Raw genomic sequence first — 18,382 nt, forward strand, 5'->3', positions numbered from 1 at the left:
CCGAAGGCCATCGCGAAGCGACGCGACGAAGGAGCGCCCTTGACAGGCCGGCCCGACACGGAAGGACGATGAGACTGACGGGAAAACCCCAACCCTTCTCTGAGACCGCCCCACCGAAACCCCGCCACCCCCGGCCCCGGCCCCGGTTCACTGTCACCCCCCCGGCACCCGTTCCGCCTCCCTCGACAGCGCCGCCAGGACCGGGGCGATCAGGGGGTGGGTCTCCGCGCCGCGGCGGGCGGCGGCGAAGACGCGGCGGGTGGCGGCCGGGCCCGAGACCGGGCGGACGCGGACCTCCTTGAGGTCCATGCCCCGCAGGGCGGAGCGCGGGACCAGGGCCACCCCGGCCCCCGCGCCGACCAGGGCCGTGACGGCCCTGAAGTCGTCGGAGGAGTGCACGAAGCGGGGCTGGAAGCCCGCCAGTTCGCAGGCCAGCAGGGTCACGTCGTGGCAGGGGTTGCCCGGGTACTGGCCCACCCACTCCGCGTCGGAGAGGTCCGCCAGGGCCACGGCGGGCAGGTCGGCCAGGGGGTGGCCGACGGGCAGGACCGCGTCGAAGGGCTCCGCGTACAGCGGGATCACCGACAGGCGGCCGTCGTCGGCGCCCGGCGCGCCCCGGTACTCCACCGCGAGGGCCAGGTCGGCCTCGCCGTCCAGCAGCTGCGGCAGGCTCTGGTCGCCCTCCGCGTCCCGGACGCGGAGCCTGATGCCGGGGTGCTCCAGTGCCAGGCGGGCTATGGCCGGGGCCAGCACCTCGGCGATGCCGGTCGCGAAGGCGGCCACCGTGACCTCGCCGGCCGCGCCGCCCGCGTAGGCGGCGAGTTCCGCCTCGGCGCGCTCCAGCTGGGCCAGCACCTCGTGGGCGTGGCCGAGCAGGATCTCCCCGGCCGCGGTGAGCCGTACGCCCCGGCCGCTGCGGGTGAGCAGGGTGTGGCCGGTCTCCTGTTCCAGCGCGGCGAGCTGCTGGGAGACGGCGGAGGGGGTGAGGTACAGGGCTGCGGCCGCGGCGGTCACCGTACGGTGGTCCGCCACGGCCCGCAGGATGCGCAGCCGGCGGGGGTCGATCACCCCTCCATGATGTCAGCCCTGAGCAGCGGAAAGTGCCGCGCGGGCGTCCACGAAGGCGGCCACCGCGCGCTCCACGTCGGCCGTCGAGTGGGCCGCCGAGAGCTGGACGCGGATACGGGCCTGGCCCATCGGGACGACGGGGTACGAGAAGCCGATCACGTACACCCCGCGCTCCAGGAGCAGCTCCGCCATCCGGGCCGCCTCGGAGGCGTCGCCGATCATGACGGGGGCGATGGCGTGGTCGCCGGGGAGGATCTCGAAGCCGGCCTCGGTCATCTTCGTGCGGAAGAGCTTGGTGTTGGCGGCGAGCTGGTCGCGCAGGTCGCCGGCGGACTCCAGCAGGTCGAGGACCTTGAGGGAGGCGGCGGCGATGACCGGGGCGAGGGAGTTGGAGAAGAGGTACGGGCGCGAGCGCTGGCGCAGCAGTTCGACGATCTCGGCGCGGGCGGCGACGTAGCCGCCGGAGGCGCCGCCGAGGGCCTTGCCGAGGGTGCCGGTGATGATGTCGATCCGGTCCATGACGCCGTGCAGCTCGGGGGTGCCGCGGCCGCCGGGGCCGACGAAGCCGACGGCGTGGGAGTCGTCGACCATGACCATGGCGTCGTAGCGGTCGGCGAGGTCGCAGATCTCGGTGAGCGGGGCGACGTAGCCGTCCATGGAGAAGACGCCGTCGGTGACGATGAGCTTGCGGCGGGCGCCGCCCTCGGTGGCCGTCTTCAGCTGGGCCTCCAGGTCCGCCATGTCGCGGTTGGCGTAGCGGAAGCGGCGGGCCTTGGAGAGGCGGATGCCGTCGATGATGGAGGCGTGGTTGAGGGCGTCGGAGATCACCGCGTCCTCGGCGCCGAGGAGGGTCTCGAAGACGCCGCCGTTGGCGTCGAAGCAGGAGGAGTAGAGGATCGTGTCCTCCTGGCCGAGGAAGGCCGACAGGCGCGCCTCGAGCTCCTTGTGGACCTCCTGGGTGCCGCAGATGAAGCGGACCGAGGCCATGCCGTAGCCCCAGCGGTCGAGGGCGTCCTTGGCGGCGGCGATGACCTCGGGGTGGTCGGCGAGGCCGAGGTAGTTGTTGGCGCAGAAGTTCAGGACCTCGCCGGGGGCGCCGCCCGCGGTCACCGCGACGGCGGCGCTCTGCGGGGTGCCGATGACACGCTCGGGCTTGTGCAGGCCCGCTGCGCGGATCTCGTCGAGGGTGGTGCGGAGGTCTTCGCGTACGGACTCGAACATGGGCTTCGGTTTCTCCTTGTGCGGTCGGGAGGAGGGCCGGGGGGTGGGGCCGGGCCCCGCGGAGGGGGGAGGGTGTGCGGGGCCCGGCCCGGAGGGAGATGGTCTTGTGATGGCGGCGGCGGCCGACGCGGCGACGACCGTAGCGGCTGCCGGAGCCGTTGTCGGCCGGTCCGGCCGTACGTGGCCGGGGGTCCGCCGTCGGCCGGGTCGCTACTTCGTCCAGTCCAGGATGATCTTGCCGCTGCGGGCCGTGGAGGCCTCGTCGAAGGCGGCCTGGAAGTCGGTGTGCGAGTAGCGGCCGGTGATGACCGGGGTCAGGTCGAGCCCGCCCTCCAGCAGCACAGTCATCGCGTACCAGGTCTCGAACATCTCGCGGCCGTAGATTCCCTTGATGGTGATCATCGAGGTGACGACCTTGGCCCAGTCGACCGGGAACTCCTGTGCCGGCAGGCCCAGCATCGCGATCTTGCCGCCGTGGGTCATGTTGTCGATCATGTCGCGCATCGCCTCGGCGCGGCCGGACATCTCCAGGCCGACGTCGAAGCCCTCGCGCAGGCCCAGGCGGGTCTGCGCGTCGGCGATGGAGGACTCGGCGACGTTCACGGCGAGCGTGGCGCCCGCCTTGCGGGCGATCTCCAGGCGCTCGGGGCTGACGTCGGTGATGACCACGTTGCGTGCGCCGGCGTGCTTGGCGACGGCCGCCGCCATGATGCCGATCGGGCCGGCGCCGGTGATCAGCACGTCCTCGCCGACCATCGGGAAGGACAGCGCGGTGTGCACGGCGTTGCCGAAGGGGTCGAAGATGGCCGCCACGTCCAGGTCGACCGGGGTGCGGTGCACCCAGACGTTCTGGGCGGGCAGGACGACGTACTCGGCGAAGGCCCCGTCGCGTCCGACGCCGAGCCCGATGGTGGAGCGGCACAGGTGGCGGCGGCCGGCCAGGCAGTTGCGGCACTTGCCGCAGACCAGGTGGCCCTCGCCGCTGACCAGGGCGCCGACCTCGATGTCGCGGACGTCGGAGCCGAGCGCGGCGACCTCACCGACGAACTCGTGGCCGAGGACGAGGGGGGTCTTGACGGCGCCCTGCGCCCAGCCGTCCCAGGCGCGGATGTGCAGGTCGGTCCCGCAGATACCGGTGCGCAGCACCTTGATCAGCACGTCGCCGGGCCCGTACTCGGGCTCGGGGACGTCCATGAGCCACAGGCCGGGTTCGGCCTTGTGCTTGACGAGTGCCTTCATGGGGGTGGCTCCAGGCTTGCGGAAGGAGGGGTCGCCGGGCCCGCTGGTGCGCGAGCGGCGGGGTGACGGGCACCAATCTGCCGATCGGCGCGGTGATCAGTCCATCGAGACTTTCTTAAGCGGGTCGACAGCGCAGCTTCACGCCTATGCTCCTCCCTGGAACGGGGTAGGGCCCGGTCGGGGATCGGCGGTACGGTCCGGGGCCGGGGTGAAAGGGGAGGTGAGGGGCGTGCCGAGTCTGCGCAGCAGGGCGCTTTCGGCCGCACTGGTCGCGACGGGCCGGCGAAGACGGTTCGCCACCGCGGAGGCGGTACGGGCGACGGTGGCGGAGGCGGCCCGCAGGCCGGCCTCGCACCTGCCGCCGCGTTCGCTGGGGCGGGTCGCCGAGGTGTCGCGCACTTTCGTCGGTGCCTGGCCCGTGTACGACGCCTCCCCGCGCGGGGAGGAGCCGGTGGCGCGGGTGCTGTACGTGCACGGCGGCGCGTACATCAACGAGCTGGTGCGGCCGCACTGGTCGCTGATCCGGACGCTGGTCACGCGGGCCCGGGCGCGGGTGGTCGTACCGGCGTACGTGCTCGCGCCGCGCGGGACCGCCGACCGGACCGTCCCGGTGGCCGCGGACCTGCTGAGCGGTCTGATCGAGAGCGGCGGCGCGGGCGGGACGGTGCTGATCGGGGATTCGGCCGGGGCGGGGATGGCGCTGGCCGCCGCGCAGCGGCTGCGGGAGCGCACCGGGGCGCAGCCGTCCCGGATCGTGCTGATCTCGCCGTGGCTGGACGTGAGCATGAGCCATCCGGGGCAGGCGGCGATCGAGGCGGCCGATCCGGTGCTGGCCCGGCCGGGGCTGGCCGAGGCGGGGCGGCTGTACGCGGGGACGCTGACGGCGGACGATCCGCGGGTGAGCCCGCTGCACGGGTCGTTCGCGGGGCTGGCGCCGCTGACGGTGTTCACCGGGACGCGGGACGTGCTGACCACCGACAGCCGGGAGCTGCTGCGCCGGGCGCGGGCGGCCGGGGCGGAGGTGGAGTGGCACGAGGAGCCGGGCATGCCGCACGGGTATCCGCTGCTGCCGGTCCCGGAGGGGCGGGCGGCCCGGGAGCGGATCGTGGAGCTGGTGCGGGCGACGGCGGACGAGGAGTGAGCCCGGGCCGTGGTGGGGCCCGGGCCTGATCCGGCTGCCACGGTCTACGCGGTGCAGGTCATCAGGGAGCTGACGGGCGCCGCGCGGTAGGCGGTCCAGTAGGCCTCGTCGCGGGCCGCGTCGGCGGGCGGGGTGCGGCTGGGCTGCCAGCCGACGGTGGAGAAGCCGGCGTCGACGGCGGCCTCGGCGAAGTCGGCGTGCGCCCATTCGCGGTACTCGAAGTGGAGCGGGGGTTCGGTCAGGAACTGGGCCTTCAGCAGGGGTGCGTCGCCGTCGGGCACCCGGTCGAGGATGCGCATCCCGTACGGGGACCAGTCGACGTGCGGGAAGGCTCCGGGGTTGCGGACCAGGGACAGCAGCCGGCCGCCGGGGCGCATGTTGGCGCGGATGCCCCGGAACATGGCGTGCAGGGCGGCGCGGTCGGGGGCGTGGCTGAACAGGTAGACGGCGGTGACCAGGTCGAAGGGGCCGAGCCGGGGCATGTCGGCGGCGTCGGCGACGACGTACTCGACGGCGGCGGTGGGACCGCCCCGGCCGCTCTGCCGTTCGCGGGCCCGGCGGACGCGGTCCGGGCAGCTGTCGACGCCGACGGTGCGCCGGGCGCCGCCGCTCGCGAGCAGCGCGGCGGTGCCGCCGTGTCCGCAGGCCACGTCGAGGGTGTCGAGGTCGCGGACCCCGCCGAGGGCGTCGAGGGCGGTGCGGAGGGTGTAGGCGTCGGCGGCGGTGAAGGCGGCCCGGGGCGCGGGGTGGCTGGACGTGTCGTCGTGCATGCCGCCATGCCTCCCCGGCGGGGGCGCGGGGGACGGCCGGCGGGCCGGTGCGTCCCCCGTACGAGGGAGGCGTTCGGGTCAGTGCGTACGGCGTACGGGGCGGGGCGCGGGGGGGGGTCCCGTCAGCCGGCGACCAGTTCGCGGGCGCAGGCGCGCAGCCAGGCGTGCGCGGGGTCGGCGTCGTGGCGGGGGTGCCAGGCGAGGCCGAAGGGGAGCGGCGGGAGTTCCAGGGGGACCTCGAAGGTGACCAGGCCGAGCGCTTCGGCCTGAGCGGTGGTGCGGGTGGGGATCAGGCCGATCAGGTCGGTCTCGCGCAGGACGAACAGGGAGGCGGGGGTGGAGCCCATGCTGCCCACGACCCGCCGGTACAGGCCCTGTTCGGCGAGGGCGGTGTCCACGGGCCCTTCCAGCCTGCCGCGCCGGGAGACGGTCAGGTGTTCCCCGGCGGCGAACCGGCGCGCGGTGAGGCGGCCGCGCAGCAGCGGGTGCCCGGAGCGTACGACGCCGAGCATCCGTTCGTCGACGAGGTGCTCGCTGCGTACCTCGGGGGAACGGCTGTCGATGACGCCGAGTTCCAGGTCCGCGACGCCTTCGCGCAGGGCGGGTACGTCGATGTGGCTCTCCGACAGGAACCGCAGCCGTACTCCGGGGGCCTCGCGGCCGATGCGCTGGAAGAGGGTGGCGCCGAAGGTGGCGGCGAAGGAGTCGTGGGCGAGGACGGTGAAGGTGCGCTCCAGGGTCCTGAGGTCGACCTCGCCGCCGGTGAGGAACAGGGCCCTGGCCCGTTCGACCACCGCGCGGACCTCGCCCTGGAGGGAGAGGGCGTGGGGGGTGGGGACCATCGTGCGGCCGGCCCGGACGAGGACGGGGTCGCCGAGGGCCTTGCGGATCCGGCCGAGGGTGCGGCTCATGGCGGGTTCGGAGAGGTGGAGGCGGGCGGCGGCCCTGGAGACGCTGGACTCTTCGAGGAGGACGTCGAGGGCGAGGAGCAGGTTCAGGTCGAGCCCGGCCGATCCGGATTGCGTCACACGCATTCATCCCTTGCGGAACTTGCACTGGAAAGCAGGTCACTCCAACTCTACGGTGGTTCCACGGGGGTTGATCTCCCCCGTCCACCCACCACCGTTCACCGACTCCCAGGAGGAGCCGTGCTCCGCCATGCCCGTACACCGGCCGAAGCCGTTCCCGGCCCCGGCCCTTCCGGCCCCTCCGGGCCGGCCGTTCCCGCCGCCCCCGGCCTGTCCCGCGCCGCCCTGCTCGTGCTGTGCGCCTGCGTGCTGGTCGCCCAGGGCATGGTCGCGGCGGTCAACCTGCTGATCCCGCAGCTGGCCGCCTCCACGCTGCACCCGAGCCCCGGACAGCTGCTGTGGTCGGTCGACGCCTATGTGATCGTCTTCGCCGCCCTGCTGATCCCGGCCGGGGCCCTGGGCGACCGCTACGGGCGCAAGGGCGCGCTGCTGGCGGGGCTCGGCCTGTTCGCCGGGGGCGGGGCGCTGAGCGCGCTCGCGCAGGACCCGGCGGTGCTGATCGCCGGGCGCGGGCTGTGCGGGGCGGGAGCCGCCCTGATCATGCCCGCCACCATGTCCGTGCTGGTCCACCTGACCCCGCCCGAGCGGCGCCCCCAGGCGCTGGCCACCTGGACGCTCTCCGCCGGCCTCGGGGGCCTGGCGGGCAACGTCGGCGGGGGCCTGGCCGGAGAGTTCCTCACCTGGCGGGCGCTGTTCTGGGCGGTGGTGCCGCTGGCCGCGCTGCTCGCCCTCGCGGTGGCGCGCACGGTGCCCCGTACGCCGTCGCGTCCCGACGCGGCCGTCGACCCGCTGGGGGCCCTGATCCTGGCGGGGGCGCTGTTCGCGGTGGTCTACGGGATCATCGAGGGGCCCTCGTACGGCTGGTCCTCGGCGCAGGTTCTGGCCGCCTTCGGGACCGGGGCGGTGCTGCTGGCCGTGTTCACCGGCTACGCGCTGCGCGCCGCCCGTCCGCTGCTGGATCCGCGGATCTTCGCCTCCCGCAGGCTGCGCGCCGGGACGCTCGGCATCGGCGCCGCCTTCTTCGGGCTCTTCGCCCTGTTCTTCGTCAACGCCCAGTACCTGCAGTACGCGAAGGGCTTCTCGCCCGCCGGGACGGGTTTCGCGATCGTGCCCCTGACCGTCGGCATGGTGCTGGTGCCGCGCCTCGGTGCCCGCCTCCAGCAGCGGACCGGGCCCCGGCTGCCGGCGGGGGCCGGGCTCGCGCTGATCGCGTTGGGCCTGCTGCTCGTGTCCACCGTCGACGCGGGGACCCCGTACGCGGTGTACGCCGGCTACCTGCTGGTGCTGTCGGTGGGGACGGGGCTGTGCGCGCCCTCGCTGACCGTGACGGTGGTCTCGTCCCTGCCGCCGCACCAGGCGGGGCTGGGTTCGGGGCTGAACACGGCCGCGCGGGAGATCGGCGCGGCCCTGGGAGTGGCGGTGGTCGGCACCGTGCTGGCCTCCCGGTTCCACGGGAACCCGGCGGCGGATCCCGCGCAGGCGGCCGCCTTCACGGACGCGATGGGGGTGGCGCTGCGTACGGTGGCGGCGGCCCTGCTGGTCGCCTCGGCGGCGGTGGTGTTCTGCTACCGGGAGCGCCGGAGTGCAGCGGCCGGGGGCGAGGGAGCATCCTGACTGTGTGACGGCGAGACCGGACGGCGGCGGCCCGGCGTCCGACGCCGCGGACCTGGTGCTCGCGCGTGCGACGGTGGGTGCCGTGCAGGCCCTCGGCGGCTACGCGGGCGGGGTCTACCTGCGCTCGGGCACGGAGGGGCTGCTGCGGATGGCGGCGGTGACGGGCCTGCCGGGGCCGCTGTTCCGGCCCTGGTGGCGGATCCAGGTGAACCGCCCGTACCCGGTGGCGGAGGCCTTCCGGTACGGCCAGGCCGTGCACCTGCCGGACGGGGAGGCGGCGATGCGGCGCTTCCCCCAGCTGATGGCGGGGCTGCCGTTCCCGTTCGGGTCGCTCTACGAGCCGGTGGGCGCCGGGCCGCGGCGGTTCGGGGTGCTGCTGGTGGTGCGTCCGGCGACGCCCGGGGTTCCGGTCGGGGCCGCCGACCGGGGGCTGATGCGGGCCGCCGCCGACGGGCTGGCGCGGGAGCTGGCCGGGCTGGAGGCCGCCGGGGAACCGGTGCTCTGGGACGGGGATCCGCTGTGCGTGCCGTGGCCCGTGCCGGGCGGGGGCGCCGGGGAGGCCGCGGACCGGCTGGCGCAGGCGGTGCTGTCCGTGGACCGGCAGGGTGCCATCGGCTTCGCCAACACCGCCGCCGGGGAGCTGCTCGGCCTGCCGGCGGCGGGGCTGCTGGGGCGCGGGCTGTGGGAGGCGCTGCCGTGGCTGGGGCACCCCGCGTACGAGGACCACTTCCGGGGGGCGTTCCTGTCCGGGGAGCCGGTGCGTTTCGGGGCCCGGCGCGGGGCGGACGCGGATCCGCCGTCGCTGTCGGTGGGCCTGTACCCGGCGCCGTCGGGGGTGACGGTGACCCTGGACGCCTCCGAGCGGCCCGGCCACGCGCCCGGTCCGGTGGCCGTGCCGGGATCTCCGGCCGCCGACCAGGCCTCGGCGCTGTACCGTCCGGTGGCACTGGCGATCGCGCTGACCGAGGCGGTGACGGCCCGCCAGGTGGCCGCGGTGGTCACGGAGGAGCTGCTGCCCGCGTTCGGGGGCCGGCAGCTGGCGATCTACCTGCTGGACGAGAGGCACCTGCACCTGGCCTGGGAGACCGGTTTCCCGCAGGGGTTCCTGGACCGCTTCGACGGGGTCTCCCTCGACGTGCGGCTGCCGGGCGTGGAGACCCTGACCTCGGGCCGGCCGCTGTTCTTCGAGTCGATGCAGCACCTGGCCTCGGCCTATCCGGGGATCCCGCTGGACGCCGACGAGGGCGCCCGCGCGTTCCTGCCGCTGATCGCCTCCGGCCGTCCGGTGGGGTCCTGCATCCTCGGTTTCGACGCCGCGCGCGGGTTCCGCCCGGAGGAGCGGATGGTGCTCACGGCGCTGGCCGGGCTGATCGCGCAGGCCCTGGCGCGCGCTCAGCGCTACGACAGCGAGGCGGCGCTGGCCCGGGGGCTCCAGTCGGCGCTGCTGCCGCACCGGCTGCCGGTGACGGGGCGGGTGACGACGGTGGGCCGGTACCTGCCCGGTTCGGCCGGGATGGACATCGGCGGCGACTGGTACGACGTCGTCGAGACGGGGCCGGAACGGCTGGCGCTGGTGATCGGGGACGTCCAGGGCCACGGGGTGGCGGCCGCGGCGACCATGGGCCAGCTGCGCAGCGCCGTACGGGCGTTCGCGCTCAGCGGCAATTCGCCGGAGCAGGTGGTGGGCGGCACGAACCGGCTGCTGATCGACCTGGATCCGGGCCAGTTCGCGAGCTGCTGCTACGTGCTCCTCGATCCGGGGTCCGGCCGCGCGGTGGCCGCCCGCGCCGGGCATCCGCAGCCGCTGCTGCGCCACGCGGACGGCCGTGCCGAGGTGCTGGACCTGGCGGGCGGGGTGGTCCTCGGCGTCGACCCGGAGGCCTCCTACCCGGAGACGGAGCTGCTGCTGGAGCCGGGCGCGGTGCTGGCGATGTACACCGACGGGCTGGTGGAGGTGCCGGGGGCGGACATCGACGAGGGCGTGGAGCGGCTACGGGCCGCGCTGGCCGCCGCCCGGCCCTCCCCGCTGACGGAGACGGCCGACCGGCTGGTGGGCGAGGCGAGCGGGCGGGCGGACCGGCCGGACGACATCGCCCTGCTGCTGGCGTCCCGGGCCTGAGGTGCCCACGGGCCGGACCGAGAGCAAAGCGGAAGGAAATTCATCCGGATCTCCGTGCGGTTCCCGCACCCCGCCCCGGACCGGTATTTACGCGGCCTTGACACTCGGAACCGCGTGTCGCGCTTGCACCGTACGACGGAATCCGCACATGGACAGCTCTTGACCTGCGGATGTCGTCGAGCTTCCATATCGGCCACGGGAGCCACAGCACGGAAGTACCCACCACCGCCTCGGAGGCGATACCGCTCCCGCACCCCCTTTCTTCGCAACTGCCGATCGGAATCCCGCACCGATGACTGAAACGATCAGCGCTCCTCAGGCGCTCGCCCCCGCCACCGGGCCCACCCCCCAGAAGCTCAAGCGCTCCATCGGCGTCGTCGGCGGGACCCTGCTCACGCTGTCGTGCGTGACGCCCGCCTCGACCCTGTTCGTCGTCGTGCCCGATCTCTTCTCCAGCCTCGGTACCTGGGCCGCGCTCACCATCGCGATCGGCTCGCTGCTCTGTATCGGCGTCGCGTTCTGCTATTCGGAGCTGGGCACGCTCATCCCCAGCGCGGGCGGCGAGTACGCCATGGTCTCCACGCTCGCGGGACGGCTCGCGGGCTGGCTGGTGTTCGTCCTGTCCCTGCTCGTGGTGATGATCGTGCCCCCGGTGATCGCCATGGGGACGGCCGACTACCTCGCCCCGGTGGTGGACGTCCCGGCCCCGGTGGCCGGCGGCGCGGTGATGCTGCTCGCGACCCTCGCCGGTCTGCTGGACCTGCGGGCCAACGCCTGGATCACCGGCGTCTTCCTGGTCCTGGAGGTGGTCGCCGCCGCGCTGGTGGCCGTGCTGGGCTTCGCGCACAGCGAGCGGGGCGCCGACGCGCTGGTGCACGGCACGGTGGCCGCCGAGGGCGGCGGCACCTCCACGGTGACGGCGATGATGGTGGTCTCCGGTCTGGCCGTCGCCCTGTTCATCACCCAGGGCTTCTCGACGGCCGTCTACCTCTCCGAGGAGCTGGAGAAGCCGCGCCGCAACGTCCCGCGGACCGTGCTCGCCACCCTCGCCATCTCCACCGCCGTCATCCTGGTCCCGGTCGTCGCGATCACCGTGGGCGCCCCGGACCTGGACGCGCTGACCTCCGGCGACCTCGGCGCGATGGTCACCGCCTGGTCGAACTCGGCCGTCGGCACGTTCGTCAGCCTCTGCGTGGCCCTGGCCATCGTCAACGCCGGCATCGTGATGGTCATCCAGAACTCCCGCGTGCTGTTCGCCTCGGCCCGCGACAAGGCCTGGCCCGAGCCGGTCAACCGCGCCCTGTCCCGCCTGGGCCGCTTCGGCTCCCCCTGGGTGGCCACCCTGCTGGTCGGCATCCCGGGCGCGGGGATGTGCTTCGTCAACCTGGACACCCTGTACGGGGTGACCGGCGTGTCGGTGACCGGCATGTACCTGCTGGTCGCGGTGGCCGCGCTGTTCAGCCGGCGCGGGGCGCACCGCGAGGCGGCGGCCTGGCGGATGCCGCTGTGGCCGGCGGTGCCGATCGCGCTGATCGTCGTCTTCGCGTACATCCTGACCCAGCAGGAGACCTCGTACCTGCTGTGGACGGGCGGCATCACCGCCGTCGCGACCCTGTACTGGGCGCTGTACCTGCGGCCGCGCAAGGACACCCGCTGGCTGGTCAGCATCCCGGACACCGAGGAGCCGGCCGGGGCGTAGCCGCCGGCCGTACCTTCCCAGCCCCGTGGGGCCGTCGCACACCGCGACGGCCCCACGGCCGTCCCCGGGGTCAGGGGCCGTCGTCCCCGGCACCGAGGGTGAGGGCGGTGTTGACCAGGCCGATGTGGCTGAAGGCCTGGGGGAAGTTGCCGAGCTGGCGCCCGCTCACCGGGTCGTACTCCTCGGCGAGCAAGCCCACGTCGTTGCACACGGCCAGCAGGCGTTCGAAGAGCTCGCGGGCCTCCTTGGGCCTGCCGGTCAGGTACAGGGCGTCGGCCAGCCAGAACGAGCAGGCCAGGAAGGCCCCTTCGTCGCCGGGCAGTCCGTCGATGGAGGGGCCCTCGGTGCTGTAGCGGCGGACCAGGCCGCTGCTGCCGAGTTCGTCCCGTACGGCGTCGACGGTGCCGATGACGCGGGGGTCCTCGGGCGGCAGGAAGCCGACGCGGGGGATGAGCAGGGTCGCCGCGTCCAGTTCGCGCGAGCCGTAGTACTGGGTGAAGGTGCCCCGCACGGGGTCGTAGCCGTGCTCGCAGACGTCGCGGTGGACCTCGTCGCGCATGGCCCGCCAGCGTTCCACGTCGCCGGGCATGTGGGGGGCGGCCTCCAGGGTCCGCACGGCGCGGTCGGCGGCCGCCCAGGCCATCACCTTCGAGTGGGTGAAGTGGCGGCGCGGGCCGCGCACCTCCCACAGCCCCTCGTCGGGGCGGCGCCAGTTGTGCTCCAGGAAGTCGAGGAGGGCGAGCTGGATCTTCCAGGCGTGCCGTTCGGAGGCCAGTCCGGAGGAACGGGCCAGGTACAGGGAGTCGAGGACCTCGCCGTAGACGTCCAGCTGGAGCTGGTCCACGGCCGCGTTGCCGACGCGGACGGGCGCGGAACCGGCGTATCCGCGCAGCCACGGCAGCTCCGTCTCGGGGATGCGCCGCTCGCCGCCGATGCCGTACATGATCTGGAGGTCGGCCGGGTCTCCCGCGACGGCGCGCAGCAGCCAGGCCCGCCAGGCCCGGGCCTCGTCGAGGAAGCCGGTGCTCAGGAGCGCGTTGAGGGTCAGGGTGGAGTCGCGCAGCCAGCAGTAGCGGTAGTCCCAGTTGCGGACCCCGCCGAGTTCCTCCGGCAGGGAGGTGGTGGCCGCCGCGGCGATCCCGCCGGTGGGGGCGTAGGTCAGGGCCTTGAGGGTGATCAGGGAGCGGGTGACGGCTTCCTCGTAGGGGCCCTGGTAGCGGCACTGAGCGGACCAGTCGCGCCAGTCGGCGAGGCTCTGCTCCAGGGCCTCGTACGGGTCGACGCGCGCGGGGCGCGGTTCGTGCGAGGGGTGCCAGGTGAGGACGAAGGCGACCTTCTCGCCGGGGCCGACGGTGAACTCGGAGCGGGTGCTCTTGTCGACGCCCCAGGTGCGGACGGGCGGCTCGCTGCGGAACCAGACGGAGTCCGGTCCGGCGACGGCGACCCGGTCGCCCTCGCTGCGCCGGACCCAGGGGACGACGTGGCCGTAGTCGAAGCGCAGGCGCAGGGTACTGCGGACGGTGACCTGGCCGGAGATCCCCTCGACGATGCGCATCACGTCGGGGGCGGTGTCGCGCTGCGGCATGAAGTCGGTGACCTTGACGGTGCCGTCGTCGGTCTCCCAGAAGGATTCCAGGACCAGCGTGCCGTCGACGTAGGCCCTGCGGGTGCAGCGCTCGCCCTCGACGGCGCCGGCCGGGGCGATCGTCCAGTGGCCGTTCTCCGTGTCGCCGAGGAGGGCGGCGAAGCAGGCGGCGGAGTCGAAGCGGGGCAGGCACAGCCAGTCGATGGACCCGTCCCGGCCGACCAGGGCGCTGGTCATGAGGTCGCCGATGAGTGCGTAGTCTTCGATGGGTTGTGTCATTTCACCGCTGTTCCCCCGATTGCGCCGGGTCAATCAGCGGCGGCCGTACCCCTCCGGCCGCCCGGCCGGAGGGGTACGGGGCGGGGTGAGGTCAGCCGCGCACGAGGAGGGTGACGGCGGCGAGGACCACCCCGAGGCCGAGGGCGGCCGCGCCGGTCGGCAGGCGGTGGTCGCGCAGCGCGGGCAGCGGCAGGACGCGGTCCAGGGCGTGGCGGCCGGGGCCGGTGAGGGTGAGCGCGGCGGCGGCCACGGCGAGGAGGAGTTCGTACTCCATGCCCTTGGGGGCGAAGAAGGCCCCGGCGCCGTGGACGGCGAGGGCGTTGATCATCGTGCCGGTGACGGCGGCCCCGGCGAGCGGGGTGAGCAGGCCGGCGGCGAGGCCGAGGCCGCCGAGGGTCTCGGTCAGGCCGGCGAGGGCGGCCATGGCGTCGCCGGCCGGGTAGCCGACGGAGCCGAAGAACTGTCCGGTGCCGCTGATGCCGCCGCCGCCGAACCAGCCGAAGAGCTTCTGGACGCCGTGGCCGGCCACGGTCAGGCCGAGGACCACGCGCAGGAGCAGCAGGCCGGCGTCGTAGGCGGCGGTGGAGGGGGCGGGCGTGGGGGTGGCGGATACGGCCGGTGCCGTGGCCGGGGCCTTCGTCGCGGTGGCGGAGGCGCTGGTCATGGGGGATTCCTTCCGGTCGGGGCGGCCCGAGGGGATTGTTCAAATTCGAACCGCCGACGCCGACAGTAGCCACTCATTCAAATTCGAACAACTCGGTGTACCCTGGCGCCATGGACGGGACGAGATGGCTGGACGAGCGCGAAATGCGGGCCTGGAGGTGCTTCCTGGCCGCTTCCGCCCTGGTGAACCGGCACCTCGACCAGCAGCTGAAGGACGACTCCGGACTCTCCCACCCCCAGTACGAGATCCTCGTGCGGCTCGCCGCGGCACCGGACGGCGAACTGCGCATGACGGAGCTCGCCAACGGGCTGATCAACTCCAAGAGCGGTCTGACCTACCAGGTCACCCAGATGGAGAAGGCCGGGCTGGTCCGGCGCCGCAGCTGCCCCTCGGACGTGCGCGGGGTCTTCGCCGTCCTCACCGAGGCCGGCCGGGCCCGGCTGGAGGCGGCGGCGCCCGGCCATGTGACGGCCGTCCGGGAGGCCCTCGTCGACGTGCTCACCCCCGAGCAGCTCGACGCGCTGGCCGACGGCCTCGGCGAGGTCAGCCGCCGGCTGCGCGAGCAGGGTGGCTGATCCCGCGCTCCCGGCCCGCCCTCCTGGCAGTTCCTCCCCTGATCGGGCGGCCCGGCGTGGTTGACTTCGAAACCCCGGCCACGAACGGGGCCGGAGGCCCGCGCCATCTGGGAGGCAGCTTTGAGGATGCTCATCAACTCCGCGGACACCGTGGTCGCCGACGCCCTGCGCGGGATGGCCGCCGCGCATCCCGAGCTCGACGTGGACGTGGAGCGGCGGGTGGTCGTACGGCGTGACGCGCGCGCCGGCGGCCGGGTCGGCCTGGTCTCGGGCGGCGGCTCCGGACACGAGCCGCTGCACGGCGGGTTCGTGGGGTACGGGATGCTCTCGGCGGCCTGCCCCGGGGAGGTGTTCACCTCGCCCGTCCCGAACCAGATGCTGCACGCGGCGAGCTCCGTGGACGCCGGACAGGGCGTCCTGTTCGTCGTCAAGAACTACACCGGGGACGTGCTCAACTTCCAGATGGCGGCCGAGCTCGCCGAGGAGGACGGCCTGCGGGTGGAGCGCGTCCTCGTCAACGACGACGTCGCCGTCACCGACAGCCTGTACACGGCCGGGCGGCGCGGTACGGGAGCCACCCTGTTCGTGGAGAAGATCGCCGGGGCGGCCGCGGAGGAGGGCGCGCCGCTGGACCGGGTCGCGGCCCTCGCCCGGCAGGTCAACGAGTCCTCGCGCAGCTTCGGCGTCGCGCTCAGCGCCTGCACCACCCCCGCGAAGGGCAGTCCGACCTTCGAACTCCCCGAAGGGGAGCTGGAGCTGGGGATCGGCATCCACGGCGAGCCGGGCCGGGAGCGGCGGGCCATGATGAGCTCGCGGGAGATCGCGGACGTGGCGGTGGGCGCCGTGCTGGACGGCCTGGCGGAGACCGGCGGCCCGGCGGACGGTCCCGTCCTGGCCCTGGTCAACGGGATGGGCGCGACCCCGCTGCTGGAGCTGTACGGGTTCCACGCGGAGGTGTCCCGGGTACTGGAGGCCCGGGGCGTCCCGGTGGCCCGTTCCTTGGTCGGGAACTACGTCACCTCCCTCGACATGGCGGGCTGTTCGGTGACGCTGTGCCGGGCCGACGAGGAACTGCTGCGGCTGTGGGACGCCCCGGTGCAGACCCCGGCGCTGCGCTGGGGCCGCTGAGGACGAGGGGGACGAGGTGACGGACGAAAGGATCGCGGTGCGCGACGCAGAGTTCTTCCGACGCTGGATGGAGGCCGCCGCGACGGCGGTGGAACGGGAGGCGGACCGGCTGACCGAGCTCGACTCCCCCATCGGCGACGCCGACCACGGCGCCAATCTCCTGCGGGGCTTCACGGCCGTCCGCGCCGAGCTGGCCCGGGCGGATCCGTCGACCGGGCCCGGTGCGCTCCTCCAGCTGGCGGGCCGCACGCTGATCTCCACGGTCGGCGGCGCGTCCGGCCCCCTGTACGGCACGCTGCTGCGCCGCACGGGCAAGGAACTCGGGGAAGCCCCCGAGGTCTCGGACGCCGCAGTGCACCAGGCGCTGGAGGCGGGGGTGGCCGCGGTCGGGCAGCTGGGCGGGGCGGCGCCGGGCGACAAGACGATGCTGGACGCCCTGGTCCCGGGGGTGGCGGCGCTGGGCGCCTCCTACCGCGCGGCCGGGGAGGCGGCGCGGGCCGGGGCCGTGGCGACGGTCCCGATACTGGCCCGCAAGGGCCGGGCCAGTTACCTCGGGGAGCGCAGCATCGGCCACCAGGACCCAGGCGCCACCTCCTCGGCCCTCCTGCTGACCGCCCTGGCCGACACGGCGGAAGGAACGGGCGCATGAACCCGGTCGGCATCGTCCTGGTGTCCCACAGCGCCCAGGTGGCGGAGTCGGTGGCGGAGCTGGCCCGCGGCCTGGCGGCGGGCGGCGCGGTGGCCCCGGTGGCCGCGGCGGGCGGCGGCCCCGACGGCGGCCTGGGCACGAGCGCGGAGCTGATCCTCGCGGCGGCGGCCTCGGTCGACCGGGGCGCCGGGGTGGCCCTCCTCGTGGACCTGGGCAGCGCGGTCCTGACGGTGAAGGCCCTCCTGGAGGACGGCGACCTCCCTCCGGACTCCCGCCTCCTGGACGCCCCGTTCCTGGAGGGCGCGGTGGCGGCGGTCGTCGCGGCCTCGGCGGGCGCCCCCCTGGAAGGGGTATCGACAGCCGCCACGGAGGCCTACGACTACCGCAAGAGCTGACCCACCCTCCCCGGCGGGCCGCTCCAGCCCCGCCGGCGTTTGAGGCGCGGGCCCGGGGCATGTCCAGCCCCGCCGGCGTTTGAGGCGCGGGGTCAGGGGCAGCGCCCCTGGAAACGGCGAAAGGGCGGGGCGGGGATCAGCTCCGCGCAGCGGAACCGCACCCCGCCCCCACCCGCAGACGGCGGCTACCGCCCCCGCAGACTGTCGAACTCCCGCCGCTCCCGCTTGGTCGGCCGCCCCGCCCCCCGGTCCCGGATACCGACCACCGCGGCCTCCACCGCGGTGGGCACCGGCGGGCTGTTGTCCACGAAGCACTCCACCGCCACCGGCGCCCCCACCCGCTTCGTCACCGGCTTCCGCACCACCACCACACGCTCCCGCCCCGCGTGGAACAGCCGCACCTCGTCCCCGGCCCGTACCTGCTGCGCCGGCTTCGCCCGCTCCCCGTTGACCTTGACGTGCCCGGCCCGGCAGGCGGTCGCCGCGACGGACCGGGTCTTCGTCAGCCGCACCGACCAGATCCAGGCGTCCACGCGCGCGGTGCCCGCTTCCACCGGACCGCCCGTCGCTGCGCCGCTGCCGCCGCTGCTACTGCTGCTCTTCGTATCAGCCATCCCCCGAGCCTATCGACCGGGCGGCCCCGAAGCGGAACGCATTTGGCGGATACCACAAGGCCCATGGCATCTGCGATAGAGAACGACCCAAACGAATTGCACATGCGGTCGTAATGGCCCTACCTTGTCGCGCATGCAGTCCTACACCATCGGACAGGCGGCGCGTCTCCTGGGCGTCAGCCCGGACACCGCTCGCCGCTGGGCCGACGCCGGCCGGGTCGCGACCCATCGCGACGAGGCGGGCCGTCGCCTGATCGACGGCCGTGACCTGGCGGCCTTCTCCGTCGAGGTGGGGCAGGGCGCCCACACCGAGGACGGGGAGCCGTACACCTCGGCGCGCAACGCCTTCCCCGGCATCGTCACGGCCGTCACCCTCGGCGACGTGGCCGCGCAGGTCGAGATCCAGGCCGGTCCCCACCGGCTGGTCTCCCTGCTGACCCGCGAGGCCGTCGAGGAGCTCGGGCTGGAGGTCGGCATGCAGGCCACCGCCCGCGTGAAGTCGACCTCGACGCCGCCGTCCTCCCGCCGGGCCACCGTGCGGGAGGCCCCGCCCCCGGCGAGGTACGGCTCGGCCTCCTGGAGCCAGTCGGCGCG

At 74.3% G+C, this 18,382-nt stretch carries 16 protein-coding genes and 1 pseudogene; 9 read left to right on the forward strand and 8 right to left on the reverse strand.

The window, feature by feature from the left end:
- Window positions 1-153: 153 nt before the first annotated feature.
- The 3 genes from AB0F18_RS32620 to tdh all read right to left on the reverse strand — a co-directional run bounded on the left by AB0F18_RS32620 (window position 154) and on the right by tdh (window position 3,528).
- Window positions 154-1,068 carry a LysR family transcriptional regulator gene (locus AB0F18_RS32620; RefSeq protein WP_362067199.1) on the reverse strand — a complete coding sequence of 305 codons (915 nt, stop codon included), beginning with the start codon at window positions 1,066-1,068 and terminating at the stop codon, window positions 154-156.
- A 12-nt stretch (window positions 1,069-1,080) separates the two neighbouring features.
- Complete coding sequence (locus tag AB0F18_RS32625) at window positions 1,081-2,289, reverse strand: glycine C-acetyltransferase (protein WP_362067201.1); 1,209 nt, start codon at window positions 2,287-2,289, stop codon at window positions 1,081-1,083.
- Window positions 2,290-2,499: 210 nt separating this feature from the next.
- Complete coding sequence (tdh, locus tag AB0F18_RS32630; RefSeq protein ID WP_362067203.1) at window positions 2,500-3,528, reverse strand: L-threonine 3-dehydrogenase; 1,029 nt, start codon at window positions 3,526-3,528, stop codon at window positions 2,500-2,502.
- Between the two features lie 229 nt (window positions 3,529-3,757).
- Between tdh and AB0F18_RS32635 the strand changes: the two genes are divergently transcribed.
- Window positions 3,758-4,669, forward strand: a complete 912-nt coding sequence (locus tag AB0F18_RS32635) for an alpha/beta hydrolase (RefSeq protein WP_362067205.1) — start codon at window positions 3,758-3,760, stop codon at window positions 4,667-4,669.
- Between the two features lie 44 nt (window positions 4,670-4,713).
- Here AB0F18_RS32635 and AB0F18_RS32640 read toward each other — a convergent pair whose 3' ends face one another.
- Complete coding sequence (locus tag AB0F18_RS32640; protein ID WP_362067207.1) at window positions 4,714-5,439, reverse strand: class I SAM-dependent methyltransferase; 726 nt, start codon at window positions 5,437-5,439, stop codon at window positions 4,714-4,716.
- 122 nt (window positions 5,440-5,561) lie between these two features.
- Window positions 5,562-6,473 (reverse strand): LysR family transcriptional regulator, encoded by a 912-nt coding sequence (locus AB0F18_RS32645; protein ID WP_362067209.1) that lies wholly within the window; start codon window positions 6,471-6,473, stop codon window positions 5,562-5,564.
- Between the two features lie 204 nt (window positions 6,474-6,677).
- On the opposite strand from AB0F18_RS32645, the gene AB0F18_RS32650 reads away from it, so the two are divergent.
- From AB0F18_RS32650 to AB0F18_RS32660, 3 genes are all read left to right on the forward strand, one after another.
- Window positions 6,678-8,081 (forward strand): MFS transporter, encoded by a 1,404-nt coding sequence (locus AB0F18_RS32650; RefSeq protein WP_362067227.1) that lies wholly within the window; start codon window positions 6,678-6,680, stop codon window positions 8,079-8,081.
- Between the two features lie 4 nt (window positions 8,082-8,085).
- Window positions 8,086-10,200 (forward strand): GAF domain-containing SpoIIE family protein phosphatase, encoded by a 2,115-nt coding sequence (locus AB0F18_RS32655; protein WP_362067211.1) that lies wholly within the window; start codon window positions 8,086-8,088, stop codon window positions 10,198-10,200.
- Between the two features lie 292 nt (window positions 10,201-10,492).
- On the forward strand, window positions 10,493-11,899 hold the full coding sequence (locus tag AB0F18_RS32660) for an APC family permease (RefSeq protein ID WP_362067213.1): 1,407 nt from the start codon (window positions 10,493-10,495) through the stop codon (window positions 11,897-11,899).
- Between the two features lie 70 nt (window positions 11,900-11,969).
- Here the strand turns inward: AB0F18_RS32660 and AB0F18_RS32665 are convergent, their stop codons facing one another.
- Both AB0F18_RS32665 and AB0F18_RS32670 read right to left on the reverse strand, forming a co-directional pair.
- Entirely contained in the window at window positions 11,970-13,796 is a 1,827-nt protein-coding gene (locus tag AB0F18_RS32665) for a glycoside hydrolase family 15 protein (protein WP_362067215.1), read from the reverse strand.
- Between the two features lie 58 nt (window positions 13,797-13,854).
- Window positions 13,855-14,427, reverse strand: coding sequence for a DoxX family protein (locus tag AB0F18_RS32670; protein ID WP_362067217.1), 573 nt, complete (start codon window positions 14,425-14,427; stop codon window positions 13,855-13,857).
- A 110-nt stretch (window positions 14,428-14,537) separates the two neighbouring features.
- Here AB0F18_RS32670 and AB0F18_RS32675 point away from each other — a divergent pair, with 110 nt between their 5' ends.
- The 4 genes from AB0F18_RS32675 to AB0F18_RS32690 all read left to right on the forward strand — a co-directional run bounded on the left by AB0F18_RS32675 (window position 14,538) and on the right by AB0F18_RS32690 (window position 17,174).
- Window positions 14,538-15,002 carry a MarR family transcriptional regulator gene (locus tag AB0F18_RS32675; RefSeq protein ID WP_362067219.1) on the forward strand — a complete coding sequence of 155 codons (465 nt, stop codon included), beginning with the start codon at window positions 14,538-14,540 and terminating at the stop codon, window positions 15,000-15,002.
- A gap of 120 nt (window positions 15,003-15,122) precedes the next feature.
- On the forward strand, window positions 15,123-16,130 hold the full coding sequence (dhaK, locus tag AB0F18_RS32680; RefSeq protein ID WP_362067221.1) for a dihydroxyacetone kinase subunit DhaK: 1,008 nt from the start codon (window positions 15,123-15,125) through the stop codon (window positions 16,128-16,130).
- A 37-nt stretch (window positions 16,131-16,167) separates the two neighbouring features.
- Window positions 16,168-16,779, forward strand: coding sequence for a dihydroxyacetone kinase subunit DhaL (gene dhaL, locus AB0F18_RS32685; protein WP_362067229.1), 612 nt, complete (start codon window positions 16,168-16,170; stop codon window positions 16,777-16,779).
- Complete coding sequence (locus tag AB0F18_RS32690; protein WP_362067223.1) at window positions 16,776-17,174, forward strand: PTS fructose transporter subunit IIA; 399 nt, start codon at window positions 16,776-16,778, stop codon at window positions 17,172-17,174. The genes dhaL and AB0F18_RS32690 overlap by 4 nt, the downstream gene beginning before the upstream one ends.
- 185 nt (window positions 17,175-17,359) lie before the next feature.
- Here the strand turns inward: AB0F18_RS32690 and AB0F18_RS32695 are convergent, their stop codons facing one another.
- Window positions 17,360-17,788: an RNA-binding S4 domain-containing protein gene (locus tag AB0F18_RS32695; protein WP_362067225.1), complete on the reverse strand. Its 429-nt coding sequence runs from the start codon at window positions 17,786-17,788 to the stop codon at window positions 17,360-17,362.
- A 133-nt stretch (window positions 17,789-17,921) separates the two neighbouring features.
- On the opposite strand from AB0F18_RS32695, the pseudogene AB0F18_RS32700 reads away from it, so the two are divergent.
- Window positions 17,922-18,296: pseudogene (locus AB0F18_RS32700) on the forward strand (TOBE domain-containing protein); the annotation flags it as partial.
- Window positions 18,297-18,382: the final 86 nt, after the last annotated feature.

Origin of the sequence: Streptomyces sp. NPDC029216, from assembly GCF_040648015.1 — a bacterium.
GTDB lineage: Bacteria > Actinomycetota > Actinomycetes > Streptomycetales > Streptomycetaceae > Streptomyces.